The 15,691-nt window shown below is 51.9% G+C and carries 12 protein-coding genes; 9 read left to right on the plus strand and 3 right to left on the minus strand.

Going from position 1 to position 15,691, the window contains the following annotated elements; genetic code table 11:
- Positions 1 to 159 precede the first annotated feature (159 nt).
- Both FD30_RS07035 and FD30_RS07040 read left to right on the plus strand, forming a co-directional pair.
- Positions 160 to 963, plus strand: a complete 804-nt coding sequence (locus FD30_RS07035; protein WP_056944446.1) for an AzlC family ABC transporter permease — start codon at positions 160 to 162, stop codon at positions 961 to 963.
- A gap of 18 nt (positions 964 to 981) precedes the next feature.
- Positions 982 to 1,332 (plus strand): AzlD domain-containing protein, encoded by a 351-nt coding sequence (locus FD30_RS07040; protein WP_024747249.1) that lies wholly within the window; start codon positions 982 to 984, stop codon positions 1,330 to 1,332.
- Positions 1,333 to 1,513: 181 nt separating this feature from the next.
- On the opposite strand, the gene FD30_RS07045 is transcribed toward FD30_RS07040, so the two are convergent.
- Complete coding sequence (locus FD30_RS07045; RefSeq protein ID WP_056944447.1) at positions 1,514 to 2,056, minus strand: hypothetical protein; 543 nt, start codon at positions 2,054 to 2,056, stop codon at positions 1,514 to 1,516.
- A 350-nt stretch (positions 2,057 to 2,406) separates the two neighbouring features.
- Positions 2,407 to 3,600: a class I SAM-dependent methyltransferase gene (locus tag FD30_RS07050; RefSeq protein ID WP_056944448.1), complete on the minus strand. Its 1,194-nt coding sequence runs from the start codon at positions 3,598 to 3,600 to the stop codon at positions 2,407 to 2,409.
- Positions 3,601 to 3,800: 200 nt separating this feature from the next.
- Between FD30_RS07050 and FD30_RS07055 the strand changes: the two genes are divergently transcribed.
- The 7 genes from FD30_RS07055 to FD30_RS07085 all read left to right on the plus strand — a co-directional run bounded on the left by FD30_RS07055 (position 3,801) and on the right by FD30_RS07085 (position 14,680).
- Complete coding sequence (locus tag FD30_RS07055) at positions 3,801 to 4,712, plus strand: hypothetical protein (RefSeq protein WP_056944449.1); 912 nt, start codon at positions 3,801 to 3,803, stop codon at positions 4,710 to 4,712.
- A gap of 374 nt (positions 4,713 to 5,086) precedes the next feature.
- Positions 5,087 to 6,271, plus strand: a complete 1,185-nt coding sequence (locus tag FD30_RS07060) for an ROK family protein (RefSeq protein ID WP_056944450.1) — start codon at positions 5,087 to 5,089, stop codon at positions 6,269 to 6,271.
- Positions 6,272 to 6,451: 180 nt separating this feature from the next.
- Positions 6,452 to 7,576, plus strand: coding sequence for an AI-2E family transporter (locus FD30_RS07065; protein ID WP_056944454.1), 1,125 nt, complete (start codon positions 6,452 to 6,454; stop codon positions 7,574 to 7,576).
- A 312-nt stretch (positions 7,577 to 7,888) separates the two neighbouring features.
- Positions 7,889 to 9,124, plus strand: coding sequence for a solute carrier family 23 protein (locus FD30_RS07070; protein ID WP_051413276.1), 1,236 nt, complete (start codon positions 7,889 to 7,891; stop codon positions 9,122 to 9,124).
- A 245-nt stretch (positions 9,125 to 9,369) separates the two neighbouring features.
- Positions 9,370 to 11,304 carry an LPXTG cell wall anchor domain-containing protein gene (locus tag FD30_RS07075; protein WP_056944451.1) on the plus strand — a complete coding sequence of 645 codons (1,935 nt, stop codon included), beginning with the start codon at positions 9,370 to 9,372 and terminating at the stop codon, positions 11,302 to 11,304.
- A 351-nt stretch (positions 11,305 to 11,655) separates the two neighbouring features.
- The gene (locus tag FD30_RS07080; protein ID WP_056944452.1) at positions 11,656 to 13,845 is read left to right on the plus strand and encodes an MSCRAMM family protein; all 2,190 of its coding nucleotides are present in this window, start codon (positions 11,656 to 11,658) and stop codon (positions 13,843 to 13,845) included.
- A 142-nt stretch (positions 13,846 to 13,987) separates the two neighbouring features.
- Positions 13,988 to 14,680, plus strand: coding sequence for a 2,3-diphosphoglycerate-dependent phosphoglycerate mutase (locus FD30_RS07085; RefSeq protein WP_024747258.1), 693 nt, complete (start codon positions 13,988 to 13,990; stop codon positions 14,678 to 14,680).
- Between the two features lie 648 nt (positions 14,681 to 15,328).
- On the opposite strand, the gene FD30_RS11550 is transcribed toward FD30_RS07085, so the two are convergent.
- Positions 15,329 to 15,601: a hypothetical protein gene (locus FD30_RS11550; RefSeq protein ID WP_147000044.1), complete on the minus strand. Its 273-nt coding sequence runs from the start codon at positions 15,599 to 15,601 to the stop codon at positions 15,329 to 15,331.
- Between the last annotated feature and the right edge of the window lie 90 nt (positions 15,602 to 15,691).

The following is a 15,691-nucleotide window of genomic DNA, read 5'->3' on the forward strand; positions in this document are numbered from 1 at the left end:
CTTTTCACAAGAGATGGCGTGGTGACCGGGTTTAGTGGGGATGGGGCTTGATAAATGTTCGGGTAACTGTATGAAAATCTTGTGAAACATGGTAGAATATCAGCGTGCGGTTTTATAACGTATTTCATAATTCAAAGTATTCGACGGAGGCAAACATTCTTGAATAAACGAAGGCCAAACCCCAAACAAGTGCCAGATCCTAACGAACCACTATGGCGGTCGACACTCCGGGTAGCCATGCCCCTAAACTTAAGTTACGTTCCGATTGGGCTGGCTTGTGGGATTTTGCTACACGCGGCAGGCTTTAATACTTTATTGACGGGATTAGTGTCACTCCTGATCTTTTCTGGAGGGGCGCAATTCTTGATTGCCACGATGTTGACAATTAATTCTCCCTTACTTTCAATTGTCTTGATGCTGTTTTTCTTAGAGTTACGATATGCCTTACTGAGCTCGAGCCTATCCCCCTACCTCAAAGGGCAGTCTAACCGATTCTTGTTTTTCTTTGCGATTTCACTAAACGATGAAAACTATGCCATTAACTACCTTAAGTTCGCGACCGATAAGAAGTGGACGGGCAAGGAAGCGTTAATGGTCGAGCACTACTCATTGCTATTCTGGGCAATCAGTAACGTGGTGGGGAGTTTGATTGGGAGTGCCCTGAAGATTGATCTGGGCATTGTCAACTTTGCGTTAACCGCGCTGTTCCTGTACATGATCGTGATGCAGATCAAGAACCGCCTGACGCTTCTGATTTGTATCGTGGCGGGGCTGTTAGCAGCCGTCTGCATGATGATTGTCAAGAGTACGTTGGGCTTAGTGATCTCAACGATCATTGCGTCATTGATCGGATTCGCACTGGAAGCGACTCTGCGGAAGTATCTGCCGGAGAGTCACTGGCTCTGGAAGTTACGGAGTCCGGGAGCGAAGAAGTCAGCTGTTGAAACGTCGGATGGAAAATAAGGATGCAGGGAGAAGTTTATGAGTACAGTTAATACTTGGACCACGACACAACATTTTTGGCTGGTTATTCTGGGCTTTTGCGTGGCGTTTGTGCCGCGGTTCCTGCCACTGATGCTGTTTACCAAGCGGGAGATTCCCGAGTGGTTCAACGAATGGATGAAATATGTGCCGGTATCGCTGTTTACGGCGCTGGTGGTGAAGGATATCTTCATCGACAGTGCGACCTACCAAGTGATGTTTACGCAGATTCCGGAAATGCTTGCCTCGATCATCGTTATCATCGTGGCCTACCGGACGCGGTCCATGGCACTCTCGGTGATTATCGGCTTACTAGGAGTCTTTCTCCTGTCATTAGCTATTCACGTCTAAAATGTAAAACGTTAAAACAATCATGAGTGAAGTCGCAGCGTAGAGCTGGGGCTTTTTTTGTAAGCCAGGGAACGATTGAGGAGCCATCTGGTAACGCAAGAGGCTTAACCAAAAACAACGCGTCTAAGGCGTTCCACCAGAGAGGGGACGCTTTAGACGCGTTGTTCGTGATGATCATTAGTTAGAAGGTCACGTGGTTGGTCAGGGGCAAGACCACGCTGTAGACCACTAAGGCCACCAGCAAGGGCAGGCTAAAGCGCCGGAGACTGCTAAGCAGCGACGTGCCCCAGTTGATCAGGTAGCCCTTTTGATTCTGGCCCCAGTCGTTGTGTTGGATGGTCTCGCTGGTCAGCACGATAGCGATGTACAGCAAGCCGCAGAAGGCCAGGATGAAGACCAGGTAGAGCAGGATAACCAAGGGTTGGCCTTGGAGAAGAACACTGACGAACTGTGAAATGGCCACGATACCCATGGTCAGACTCAGGAAGGTCAGTAAGGTGACCGGCCAGCGCATGGGCAGGGTCGAGAAGACCAAGAAGAGCACGATGATCCGTAAGCCCATCAAGAGGGCGGCTAAGAAGCCGTTGAAGGTGAAGGGGTGGAGCGTGATGGTGTTGGGGGTGACCACGTGAGACAGGGTCAGGGTCAGCAGAATAATGGCTAAAACGACGCACCAACCGGTGAGAATCCGGGTGGTGAAGCGGGAAATATACAGTTTTGGCATATGGGTGAAGCTCCTTTGACTAGAGTGGCCCGTGATTGGGCTAAATGGTAGGGACTACGTGTCAGGAACCATCTTATCATATTAGGCGGGGTCTTGAAACGCTTTCTCCGGGACTGGGTGGCTCTGAACCGGAGCGGCGGGTCCGAGTGCAGGATTCACCGGCGGGCCGGTGGTTTCTGCGTTTGCAGATTGGTTTGGGCCTAGTCCTGCTGGTTGGCCCGGCCCGAAGCCTAGGTGGTCAAAACATTCAGTGACCACAGCAAAAAGGCCCTCAACTGTCCGGGTGATCAATCCAGACGGTGAGGACCTTTATCGTGACGGGCCGATCCGCGGTCGGCGCGCCAATTGATTTAATCTGTGACTTTATCCGTGTCAGCGTACATGTAGTCCCGCGTCATAGGAAGCATTCGGGCGGAAGGCCCCTTCGAGATCAAATACTGAATCACGTCAATATTACCAGATTTGAAGGAGGCAGCGCAAGCCTGGAGATACAGGTCCCACATCCGTACGAACTTCTCGTCGAACATCTGAGCGACTTCATCGCGGTGAGCGTTAAAGTTCTGGTCCCAGATCTCAACGGTCTTTTGGTAGTGGCGACGCAGGGGTTCCATGTCATCGATTTGTAAGCCGTTCTCGATGATGTGGGTGGTGTTTTCCACCAGTCCAGGAACGTAGCCACCAGGGAAGATCCACTTGTTCAACCAACCGTTGTTGGCACCGCCTTGTTGCCGCGTGATCCCGTGAATCAAGGCGACCCCATCGTTCATCAGGTATTTCTGAACGCAGTTGAAGTATTCACCCAGGTTCTCGGCACCCACGTGTTCGAACATCCCAACGGACGTGATGTAGTCCCATTGTTCGTTCCCCAGTTCCCGGTAGTCTTCCAACCGGACTTCGGCAACGTCTTGTAACCCTTCATTTTGGATGCGTTGGTTCACGTAGTCGTATTGTTCTTGACTCAGGGTGATCCCCGTTACGTGTAAGCCGTATTCCTTAGCGGCCGTCAGCATCAACGTGCCCCAACCACAACCGATATCCAAGAGGGTCTTACCCGGTTGCGGGTGCAACTTCTTGATGATGTGGTGAACCTTGTTGACTTGGGCCGTTTCAAGGTCGTCTTCAGGCGACTCGAAGTAGGCACAGGAGTAAGTCATGGTGTCGTCTAACCAGAGTTGATAGAAGTTGTTCCCAATATCATAGTGGTTTTGGACGTCCGTCTTGCTTTCCTTTTCGGTATGCTTCTGTTTAGGTAAGAAGTGAATGTACTTCTTGTTATGGAAGAAACTGTCGGCGTTTTCGTAAGCCGAAGTCAGTAAGTCTTCGATACTGCCATCGATTTCGATGGTGCCGTCCATGATGGCTTCCCCCAGCGCAATGGATGCGTTGCGGGAGATTTCCTTGACGGGAATCGCCTGGTGGATGGTGATGGTGTTGGCAGGAGTGCCGGTCCCATAAACATCGCTAGTGCCGTCCCAATAGTTGACGCGAACGGGGATGTTAAAGGTGTGGCTTAGAAACGTTTTGTAAAAAGTTTTTTCAAGCATGTCAGCGGTCCTCTCTCTGGTTTTCGCAGTTTCCAGTAAAGGAAACAGAATTACTCTGCCATTATACGCTTATCGGTCTAGGGGTGTAAGGGAAGACTCTTGATGTAACCGCTATCTATGGCGGTTAGTTTGTAAAAATATCAGTTTTTCCTGTGAGCATGGTATAATGAAACCACAATAACCAGCGGAGGTCTTTTACTGTGAAAAAATGGGTATGGGTCGTGGCAACCATCGTGGTGGCACTGTTGATTGGCGGCTACGCTTATTCCAATCATCATGCGACAGCCAAGGAATATGATGCGGCCATGACTAACGGGCGAACAGCCTTACAAGCAAAAAATTACACGCAAGCGGAAACGTACTTCCAGAATGCGCTGAAACGAAAACTCAATGATCCTAAAGCCCAGACTTATCTGTTGCAGACGCAACGGTTCGTCGCGGGGGAAAACGCGTTAACGGCACGGAAGTTCGCGAACGCCCAAAACCGTTACCAGAAGGTCCAAGACACCAAGGACGGGTCGGGTGTGCTCCGGCAACGGGCGAAGAAGCGCTTGACGCAGGTCAAGGGCATCCGGGCCAACGTGGCGCAATTCAAGGCCATTTTGAAGCAGGCTCAGGCCCAAAATCAGGCGTTGGATTACGGCAAGTCGAATAGTACGCTGGACCAGCTCTTCACCAATAAGCAGTTCCAAGAAAGCTACTACAAGAACCTGTACACGCAAGCTCTGGCATTACGGAAAGCCAACAACGCCAGTCAATCAGCGGCGTCCTCCAGTACGACCACGACCAGTGATTCGGCGGCAACCAGCAGTAGCCGGGACACCACGAGTGGTTCGCAACAGCAGAACAGTAGTAGTGCGGCTCTGACCTCGTCCGAATCTAAGGCGGCTAAGAACTACCAGGGATCCAACGAGTACACGGTCACTAAGAAGCAAAAGGAACTGAACGGCAAAGTCATTACGGCGGCGCAGATCAGTTCGGCCCGGCAGACCATTAACGCTGCTGGGGGGCAAGCGGATGCCATGAGTGACCAAGATGTCCGGGTTGCCATGCAACAAGCCCACAAGAAGGGTATCTCATTGACGAAGTACACCCAAACTTATTTGAAGTAAGCACGAAGCCATTGGTCCGTCACGGACTAGTGGCTTTTTTCTTGAGGTTCGTAAGGTTAACTGCCAAACGTATCGTGTCTTTTTTAACAATTAGTTTTGTTGTTTTGCGAACAAAAAGTTAATCGGAACATTGATTTGGCGGGCAATGCAGACGCTTATTCACCTGAATAACGGGCGAGTCATTATTCACCCTAGATTGGTAAGGGTGGTTTACTATAGTACTAGGTCCACAGAGCCAATTACACTTAAAGGGGGGTAAGGTGATGTGGCGCCGCTTAACCGGTTCGTGACGATCTTGGGGGATCAAGCGGACCCACTGAACCACTGTTGGTTGAGGGTCAGGTTAAGTTGGGTGTTTGACATCACCAGGTATTATGATTATCAACAAGCACATTATGCGGACGACGAACGAGAAACAAGTCCTACAGCAGATTGTGAACGAAGGACCCATCTCGCGGAGTCAGATTTCACGGAACCTGAGTCTGAACAAGGTGACGGTCTCGGATATTTATAGTGAGCTCTTGCACGAAGGGTTGATTCGAGAAGTCGGTCACGGGGTCAGCACGCGTAACGGTGGCCGGAAGCCCGTCATGGCGTTACTGAACGTGGATTACGGGTACGTCTTGAGTATCAATATCCTCCGGCAACGGTTTACCATCTTGACTTGTCAGTTAGATGGCAAGTCCCACGATTACGCCAGTGTTTCCACGAAGAACGTGGATCTGACCACGGTGTTGGACATGATCGAAGACCGGATCAACCAAGTGATCGAACAGCACGAGAACAAGTTGCTGGGCTGGGCATTCGGGCTGGACGGCATGATCTACGATAATCAGATTCTGGATGCGGGCTTAAAGGGGTTGAAGAACTTCGACCTGGCCAAGTACTTTGGCGATAAGTTCAACATTCCGGTCGTATTGGAAAACATTGCGAACCAGTCGGCCATCTTCGAACGGGACTTCTCCGGCGAAGGGGTCTACCGGGACCTGGTTGCCGTGACGATTCGGGACCAAGTCAGTGCCGGCATTATCACCAACGGGCACCTTTACCGGGGACACCGGGGTGAAGCGGGCGTGATTGGCAAGTGTCCGTTAGCCGACCGGTACCAAGAAGAAGCCAACGAGACCGTGAACCACTACGTCTCTGAAACGGCGGTTTTGAAGCAGATCATGGCTTGCCAGCAACTGAACCGGGTCGACGTGAACCGGATTCGGCGGGATTACCTGGGACACGACCAGAAGCTCTTACAGATTCTGGACGAATTCTCCTACTACCTGGCCAAGGTCTTGGGGAACATCTCCAGTAGCTTTGCGCCGGACGCGATTCTCCTGAACGCGCCGATCCTGGAACTCCTGCCAGAGTTGATGGATGACGTGCGGAGCTACGTTGATAAGTTGGCGATTCCGCGGAAGGCGCCGTTACTCCTGACCAAGAACGCGAAGGAAGCGTCCTTGATGGGTGGGGCTTCTGCCGTGATCCACAAGGTCTTAGGCCTAGACGACTTACAGTTGACCTTCAGTAATCAACGAGACGTGGTTTTGGAACAACTAGAATCTTAATGAAAACGATTAGGGAGGCAGTCACCGCGGGGCGGCTGCCTTTTTGCGTGGTAGCCAGAGTCTGGTCGGGTCAGTTTAGCGGTGGAATTGGTTGCGTAGACTGGTCGGGGGTGGGAAATTCTTAGGAAATTAAGGGGGATGCGGTATAATAAACTTACTATCAACCGGGGAGGTTCTAAAGTGACTTTATGGCAACGTTTCATCGATAACGTACGGTTGCGGCGCTTTGTGGTGCTGGCTTTGTTGATCTTCGTTCTGTGGCTGGTCCGCAGCGAGATGAACATGATCCTGCTGACGTTTATTTTTACTTTTATGGTCTTGAAAATCGTTCACTTTGTGCGGCGGCACGTCAAGATTCCCGCACAACTGATCGTGATCCTGACCTACGTGCTGGTCTTAGGCGGCCTGTATTGGGCGGTCACCACCTATCTCCCGCAAATCGTGACGTCGTCGGTCCACGGCATCGAGAACCTGTACCGTTTCTACCAGAATCCCGACAACGACACCAGTCAGATTGCCCAGTGGATTACCAACTACATCAGTACGTCCGACCTGATTGGTCAGGTGCAGAATAGTGCTAAGGTGGTCTTGAACTACCTGTCAACGATTGGGTCCTTTGGGGTCACGCTGTTCATGTCGATGATCCTGAGCTTCTTCTTCACCATTGAAGACAAGCAGATGGCGGCGTTCTCCAAGCGTTTCTTGACCAGTACCTACAGCTGGTTCTTCCAAGACATCAAATTCTTCGCGGACAAGTTCGTGAACACCTTTGGGGTGGTCCTGGAAGCCCAACTCTTCATCGCGCTTTGCAACACCGCGATTACTACCGTGGTCCTGGCCATCATGCAGATGCCACAGTTGCCGACGTTAGCTATCATGATCTTCGTCTTGAGCCTGGTTCCCGTGGCCGGAGTCATCGTGTCGATTATTCCACTGGCCATGCTGGGGTATTCGGTGGGCGGTTACCGCTACATCATCTATATTCTGGTTATGATCGTGGTGGTCCACACTTTGGAAGCCTACGTATTGAACCCCAAGTTCATGGCGAGTCGGACGGAATTGCCGATCTTCTACACCTTCGTGGTCCTGCTGGCCGGAGAACAACTCTTCGGTGTCTGGGGCCTGATCGTGGGGGTCCCCATCTTCACGTTCTTCCTAGATATCTTGGGCGTCCGGCCGGTTCACGGCCTGCACCCCGGGGTGGATGTTGATAAGTTGCGTCAATACGGACGGGAACACATTCCTCACCGGAACCCGGATGGTTCGGAGCCACATGGTCATTCGAAGGACCATTCTGAAAAATAATTAGGTAAAACGCTTGGACAGTGATGACCGCAAGGCTTAGCTGACCGGGCGTTTTTGTTTGCCAGTTGACAGGGGATTCCAGACCCACTATAGTGTTGATAACTCAATAAGCATTCCTTTAATTCTATCGTCCCGTGAGGCGAGTAAGGTATCGGCGCAAGCCCACTATTTTCGTCTATCACGGGAAGAGTGGGCATTTTTTGTCGGCAGAATTGAGGGGATGGGGTGAAGACAGAGGAGGAAATTGACGTGGCAGAGAAACATGATTATCGGAATCCCGAGGCGGTCCTGGACGTGTACGAACGGCCAGCGATGCCGGGATGGATCTTTCTATCGTTACAGCACTTATTCTCAATGTTTGGGTCCACGGTGCTGGTCCCATTATTGGTGGGGTTGAACCCCAGCATCGCCCTGTTTAGTTCCGGGGTGGGGACCCTGTTACATATCCTGATTACTAAGGGGCGGATTCCGGCCTACATGAGTTCCAGTTTTTCGTTTATCGTCCCCAGCATTGCCTTGATGAAGGCGGCCGGGTACGCCGGGGTGGCTCAAGGGACCATTGCGGTCGGCCTAGTGTACCTGTTGGTGGCGACTTTGGTCGGGCTCTTCGGGTCTGACTGGATCGATAAGGCCTTACCGCCAATCGTGGTGGGGCCCGTGGTGGTGGTCATCGGGATGTCGGTGGCCGGCAGTGCGGCGACCAACGCGATGATGAACCACGGCCATTATGATTTGAAATACTTCGGGATTGCCATGTTTACGTTGTTCTTAACGGTGCTGTTCAACATGTACCTCAAGGGATTTTGGAGCAACATCGCCATCCTGCTGGGCATCGTGGCTGGGTACGTCTTGTCTATGGCACTGGGTATCGTGGATTTCTCGAAGGTCGCCAGTACGCCGTGGTTGGAACTGCCCGCATTTGAGTTTCCCTTCGTCAGCTACCAACCTAAACAGATCTACTGGGACGCCATCCTGAGTTTTGCGCCAATCGCGTTCGTGACCATGGCGGAACACTTGGGACACATCATGGTACTGGATGAATTGACCCACCGCGACTTCTTCAAGAATCCAGGCCTGCACCGGACGTTAGCCGGTGATGGGACGGCGTCAATCTTCGCCGGCCTGGTCGGTGGGGTGCCGATTACCTCGTACGGGGAAAACATCGGGGTCATGGCCGTCAATAAGATTTTCAGTGTCTACGTGATTATCGGTGCGGCGGTCTTTGCGGCGCTGTTCGGCTTCGTCGGGAAGCTAAGTGCGTTGATTCAGACGGTGCCCGGGCCCGTGATTGGGGGTATCAGCTTCGTGCTCTTCGGGGTCATCGCGGCTAGTGGGTTACGGATCTTAGTTGAGAACAAGGTGGACTTTAACCTGAAACGCAACCTGATGATTGGGTCCGTAATCCTGGTCATCGGAATCGGGAACGCCTACCTGCAGATTGGCACGTTCCAGTTCACGGGAATCGGGGTCGCAACGGTGGTCGGTATCTTGTTGAACCTGATTCTGCCACAACAGGCCCGTTCGGAAGAAACGAAAAAGATTGCTTAATTGAATACGGGGAAAATACGTCTGGTCAAGTGATTTGGCCAGGCGTTTTTGAGTTGTCTTGATGACCGAACCAAGCCACCAGTGGTTATGTGGCAACATTACCCTAACTTGTCGTTTGGACGTTAAAATTTAAGCCCACTTAGGCCGTCACCCATATAGTAGATATAGCGATTAAAGGGGAGGTGTGAACGCGATTCTAGCGATTGCTTAATTGAGAGACGAGCTATTGAGGGGGAGAATTTTTCATGGAAAAGGCTTTAAGAAAGCGTCTGGCGGTGACGGCCACGACCGCTGCGGCCGTCTGTGTTTTAGGCTTACCCGTGGTGGGGCAAGCGGCAGCGGTCTCGGTCACCGGTCTGCAGGATAGTGATGCGACCGTTACGGATACGACGGGGAAGTCCGCATCTGGTGATTTTAGTGGCTGGGAGAACTACCAGGTCAATTACCACTGGTCCCTCGCAACGGGGACACCGGTGGCCAACGGGGATACGGCCACGGTCACGTTGCCCAACGGCTTGACGGCGGATAGTACCCTGAATCTTCCATTGAAGGACCAGACGGGGCAAACGATTGGGACGTTTACCATTCAGGAAGGCGCCACGACGGGAACCATCACCTTTAACGGGCAATCAACCGCGGATAGCACGCTAGCGGGGACGTTGGCCGTGTACAGCCGGGGTACCAGTAAGGTCATGGATACGCAGAATAATTGGACCATTAATAAGATTGGGTGGATTGCCAATTCTGCAGCGGACGGGCAGCCAACGTTGCTGACCTGGAACGTGGCCTTTAACGCCGCCAGCAAGCCGTTAGGGGACGTTACGATTACCGATGACTTGGGATCGAACCAAGCGTACGTCCCTGGTAGCGTGATTGCCACGGAAGGGGCCTACGACAGTACCGGGGCCTTTGTGGGCAACGGGCAACAGATTACACCCGTGGTGACTAGCAACGGGAACCAGTTGACGTTCCTCTTTCAAAATGTCGATACGGCGGTCAATATGACCTATAACGCAACGCCAACCGTGACGGGTACCGGTCAGGTCTGGGCAAACACCTCGGCCATTTCCGGTGGCGCTACAGGGAACGTCTCGGCGCAGGTCGCCTGGGGCGGAACGGGGTCTGCGAATGAAACCGCAGCCGCGTCTAGCAGCACCAGTGACCCGCAACCAACGGATCCGGTGACCAGTTCCAGCTCCAGTACCAAGGACCCGGCGACGGATCCAACTAGCAGTTCGAGTACCACGACCAAGCCAGCTGATCCGGCGACGTCATCGAGTACCGCAACCAGCTCTTCAAGTAGTGCGACGACGGATCCGGTGACTAAGCCGACAACGGGAACCAGTAGTGCGGATAGTACCACGACCAAGCCAACCACGGACCCGAGTACCACGACCACGAAGCCGACCGACCCGACTAGCAGTTCCTCGAGTAGTGCGGCGTCTAGCCAGTCAACGGACCCGGCAACCAGTCCGTCCAGCAGTTCTACGACTAGTCACTCTGCTGATCCTGTGACTAGCGCCTCGAGTAGTTCTGCGACGGCCCAGCCTGCGGACCCAGCAACCAGTTCGTCGAGCAGCGCAACTAGTTCTAAGGACCCCGCAGCTAGTTCTTCAAGCACTAGCCAGGCCACGGACCCCACAACTGATCCGACGACATCCGCAACCAACTCGTCGAGTAGTGCGGTGACCGCCCCAGCTACGGCCCCCGCAAGTGACCCCACGGACCCTGCTGATCCGGTAGAAACGCCAGTGACCGGGCAAACAACGACTGACCCGACCGACCCGGCGACGGATCCCGTGATTAAGCCTAAGGCCAACGCGCACACCAGTGGGATGCCCGTGACCATCACGCCGGAACCCCGGCTGGTGACGTCCGGTTCGGTAACCCAGCGTCCTACGGTGTCCGGCACGCCAATCCTAGCGCACCGGGCAGGTACACCAACGGCTGCGACCAAGTCCACTAATGCCGTAGATTCGCGGCCAAACGCGGCGGTTACCACGGTTACGCCGGCGGCCCAACGGCGTAGTGTCCCGGCTAAGCAAGCCGCGACCGTTACGCCGCAACCAACCAGTGACCGGTTACCCCAGACGAATGAACACCAGTCAAGTCTGGGAACCTTGGTTGGCCTAGCCTTTATGGCGGGGCTGGGCTTCTGGATCTGGAAGCGTCGGTTCTAAGTTGTGATTTATGAAATGACCCCTGGTTCAGCATGACCTGACGGTGAGTTGACGTATATGGACAGGCCCCGGTCCCCCAACCGGGGCCTTTTGGCTGTGGTGAAAAAATTCCGGCGTTTGCAACCCTTTAGAGACTAATCTAATTAGTTGCGGGGCACGACTGGCACTACCAGGGGGTGATGGAATGGCAAATTCGCCATTCCACCGTTTCCCGGCCTATCATGAACGTGAAATCAGGAGGACAAGCGTTAGAATCCTTGCTTTCAGACATTGTGACACGAGGCATTTATTTGGAAGGTGATTGATGGACGGGACACAACGAATTTAATATGAGTCAAAGGAGGAGTAATGATGCATAAGTTTGTTTATGCACTATTTATAGGATTAGCAACGATTCTATTTGGGATCACCCTGACTGCTCCGGTGACGACACACGCGGCGGAGATCCAGGTTGCTGGGTTGAGCGCTGCCGATGCCATTATCAAGGATGAGAATGGACAGGTCGTCACGAATAGTACATCGTTTGATAAGTACCAAGATTACACGGTTAATTATAATTGGTCGATTCCTAACGGCGTCAAAGTCGCGGGGAACACCTCCACTGTGACGGTTCCATCCGGCTTGGAACCAAGTTCGGATATTGCGTTTGACATCAAGGATGCCAACGGCGTCACGGTCGGGACCTTCGCCATTAAGGCGGGGTCGTCGACAGGGACCATCACGTATAATCAAGCCGCGGATAGTGCGTCTAACCGGACGGGGTCGTTATCCTTCCACGCGAAGGGGACTAGTGATAACAACAATACCGGAAGCGGTTGGACCATCAATAAAATCGGATGGATTTCCGGTCAAGACAGTAAGGGGACGCCCACGCAGTTAACTTGGAACGTGGCGTTTAACTCTAAGAGTGCGGCGATTGGAAACGCTACGATTACCGATACCTTAGGGCCCAACCAAACGTTTATTCCGGATAGCGTGTACGCCGCAACCGGTGATTATGACGCCAACGGGAACTTCATTCCGGATGGTGGTACGATCACACCAACGGTCAGCGTTAATGGGTCGACCATCACCTTTAGCTTCACGAACGTGAATAAAGCGGTCGACATGTACTACAAGACCACGCCACAGCTGGTCAATAATGATGGTAAGTGGACCAACACCGCGACCTCGTCGAACGGTGGTACGGTCAGCGCGACCGTCTCTTGGGGCGGTAGTGGTACTGGTAGTGGTAGCGCGTTAGGCACCGCTGTGTTGAACAAGACGGCGCCGGACGGTACCAAGTTGGCCGGTGCGGTCTACAAGTTAGTCGACAGTACGGGCGACGTGATCATTCCGGAACTGACCACCAATGAAAATGGTCAGATTACCATAAATGATCTCAATCCGGGCACTTACTCTTTGGTTGAAGTTGCGGCACCAGCGGGCTACATGGTCAACACGATGCCTCATGACTTCACCATTGTGGCTGGCGATACCACGCCAGTGACGGTGAGTGCTGTGGATGACAAGGATACCGACTTAGGTGGCGGCGGGAGCTTAGACCAAGGCTCCGTAACCGTTACTAAGACGGGCGCCAACGGGGTGGCTTTGCCAGGAGCGGTCTTCGAATTGAAGGACGCTACGGGCACGGTCATCAAGGACGGCTTGACCACGGATAATGAGGGTCACCTGTATATTCCGGGTCTGGCCGCTGGCACCTACACGTTAGTGGAAACGCAAGCGCCAGAAGGCTATGAATTGAACCCAACGCCAACTGAGTTTACGATTCCGACAACGGGTGGGAACCAATCCGTCACCGTAACGGATCAGCCAACGTCAACGGCACCAGGGACCACCACGCCAACGACGCCAGAAGAACCTGGGACCACCACACCGGAGCAACCGGGAACCACCACGCCAACTGAACCAACGACGCCAACGAACCCAGCTATACCGGAAGAACCAGGAACCACGACGCCAACGAATCCGGTAACGCCTGAGGAACCTGGGACTACCACGCCGACGAATCCAGCAACGCCTGAGGAACCTGGGACTACCACGCCGACGAATCCAGTAACGCCGGAGCAACCCGGGACCACGACGCCAACGAATCCGACAGCGCCTGAAGAACCGGGAACCACGGTACCAACGACGCCTGTAACGCCTGGGGAACCGGGAACCACGGCCCCAACGACACCGGTTACGCCAAGTCAACCAGGAACGACGCCGACCGCACCAGTTGCGCCAACCACGCCAACGGTACCTGGGACCACGCCGGAGACGCCAACCACGCCTAGTGAACCAGGGACCACCACGCCAACCGTGCCGGGAACCACGCCGAATACGCCAGGGATGACGCCATCCGGTCAAGGTAGTGCGGACAATGGTACGGGAAGTGCTACGGCTCCCGCAACGTCTGGTCAAGGGACGACGACCCCGGCAACAACGGATCGGTTGCCCCAGACGAGTGATCAGCCGGCACCAATCGCAGTTGTGATTGGCCTGTTGATGCTGGTTGGATTAGGCGGATTTGTCTGGTTCCGCAAGACTGAGAAGTAAATGAAAACGCTTGACTGGCAACGGTCGAGCGTTTTTTGCTGTCTGGGTGACCGAACATTGTGAAAAATGTGAATATAGCTGAAATTTTTAGGGAGATGGTGTAGAATAACAAGGTATTCTACGAAAGAAAGAGGTCTAAGGAATGGCAAAATTAGTACTGATTCGCCACGGCCAAAGTGAATGGAACCTTTCAAACCAATTCACTGGCTGGGTTGACGTTGACTTGAGTGAAAAGGGTGTTGAAGAAGCAAAGGCTGCTGGTAAGAAGATCAAGGAAGCCGGCTTGGAATTCGACTACGCTTACACTTCAGTCCTGAAGCGGGCTATCAAGACGTTACACTACGTTTTGGAAGAATCCGATCAACTTTGGATTCCAGAAGTTAAGACGTGGCGTTTGAACGAACGGCACTATGGCGCATTACAAGGCTTAAACAAGAAGGAAACCGCTGAAAAGTATGGGGACGACCAAGTTCACATCTGGCGGCGTTCTTACGATGTTTTGCCACCACTTCTGAGTGCTGATGACGAAGGTTCCGCTGTGAACGACCGTCGTTACGCTGACTTGGATCCAAACATCGTCCCTGGTGGGGAAAACTTGAAGGTCACTCTGGAACGGGTTATGCCTTTCTGGGAAGACCAAATCGCACCTAAGTTACTCGACGGCAAGAACGTTGTGATTGCTGCCCACGGTAACTCCTTACGTGCTTTGAGCAAGTACATCGAACGGATCTCTGATGACGACATCATGAATCTGGAAATGGCTACTGGTGAACCAGTGGTTTACGACTTCGATGACAAGTTAAACATGACGAACAAGACTAAGTTGGGTAAGTAATTTCCTGACTGGTTGTGGCCGACCTGGCTTGCTGGGTCGGCTTTTTTCGTGTCCACTTGCATCATGGTCACTAGGTTCTGTAGAGTAACCCGTCAGTGTTGTAAGAAATTAAGTTCAGGGAGAACCACCTTATTTTTGTACTAGGATGACCCGAACTTACTGGTGTAAGCCCTGATATTAGGAGAACCTTTGAAAAGAAGCCTCTTTATAGTCCTTTACGGAAAAACTCCTCTTTAAATAGACAAACTTTGATGTTCTGTTTGTCTATTTAAGGAGGAGCGTGCTCATCAGCGATGATTATGGGATTTTACGATGTTATAGGAATTTAAAATTATTGAAATAAGCATTAATAACAGTAGAATCCATACGTACTTCATAGAATATTTTGAGAAACCAACTGTTATTATATAGGTAAGTAATGATAATGGTGTAATAAAGTTACAGTAAAATAGGACTTTGGTGCGACGGATTAACCAGGATACCACTGAAATTACGATTAGAATTATGAAAAGCGCTACTGAATTGGTTTTCCAATAAAGCTCTGCGCCAATACTTGTGAAAGATGAAGATTGAAATGAAGCTAAAACGACAAACAGACATAGAGATATGACGTTAGCTATCGTCGATAAGGTATAATTTTTCACCACTTTAATAGACACCAGCCTTATAACTCGTATATTTTATAAAAGTCCGTCCTTGATCATAACTTGGAATTAGAAAATCTTTTTCAAATTTTTGCCATTTTTCTTTTGAAAGACTGAGAGGGTAATGCGTTTTTGTGGAACACCTTGTGGCATAAAGATTGAATCTGTCTAAAAGTTCAGAAACATGTTCTGGAGCATTGTAAACAATGGCAAATAATAGATGAACTATGGATGGTAATGCAGCGATTTTAGTAGCATACGTTGTTTTAGCTAGCAAAATAGTGTCTCCTACGCAGTTAATAATTTTGTGGGGGAGATTGCAAGAATTATCCGAACACTTATTAGAACCTCATCTGTTCCCAGAAGA

Origin of the sequence: Levilactobacillus namurensis DSM 19117, assembly GCF_001434785.1 — a bacterium.
GTDB classification, from domain to species: Bacteria; Bacillota; Bacilli; order Lactobacillales; family Lactobacillaceae; genus Levilactobacillus; species Levilactobacillus namurensis.

Coding starts and splice junctions, on each gene's coding strand:
- FD30_RS07040 (WP_024747249.1), top strand. CDS start 982: ATGAGTACAGTTAATACTTGGACCACGACACAACATTTTTGGCTGGTT.
- FD30_RS07045 (WP_056944447.1), bottom strand. CDS start 2,056: ATGCCAAAACTGTATATTTCCCGCTTCACCACCCGGATTCTCACCGGT.
- FD30_RS07050 (WP_056944448.1), bottom strand. CDS start 3,600: ATGCTTGAAAAAACTTTTTACAAAACGTTTCTAAGCCACACCTTTAAC.
- FD30_RS07060 (WP_056944450.1), top strand. CDS start 5,087: ATGATTATCAACAAGCACATTATGCGGACGACGAACGAGAAACAAGTC.
- FD30_RS07070 (WP_051413276.1), top strand. CDS start 7,889: ATGCCGGGATGGATCTTTCTATCGTTACAGCACTTATTCTCAATGTTT.
- FD30_RS07075 (WP_056944451.1), top strand. CDS start 9,370: ATGGAAAAGGCTTTAAGAAAGCGTCTGGCGGTGACGGCCACGACCGCT.
- FD30_RS07080 (WP_056944452.1), top strand. CDS start 11,656: ATGCATAAGTTTGTTTATGCACTATTTATAGGATTAGCAACGATTCTA.
- FD30_RS07085 (WP_024747258.1), top strand. CDS start 13,988: ATGGCAAAATTAGTACTGATTCGCCACGGCCAAAGTGAATGGAACCTT.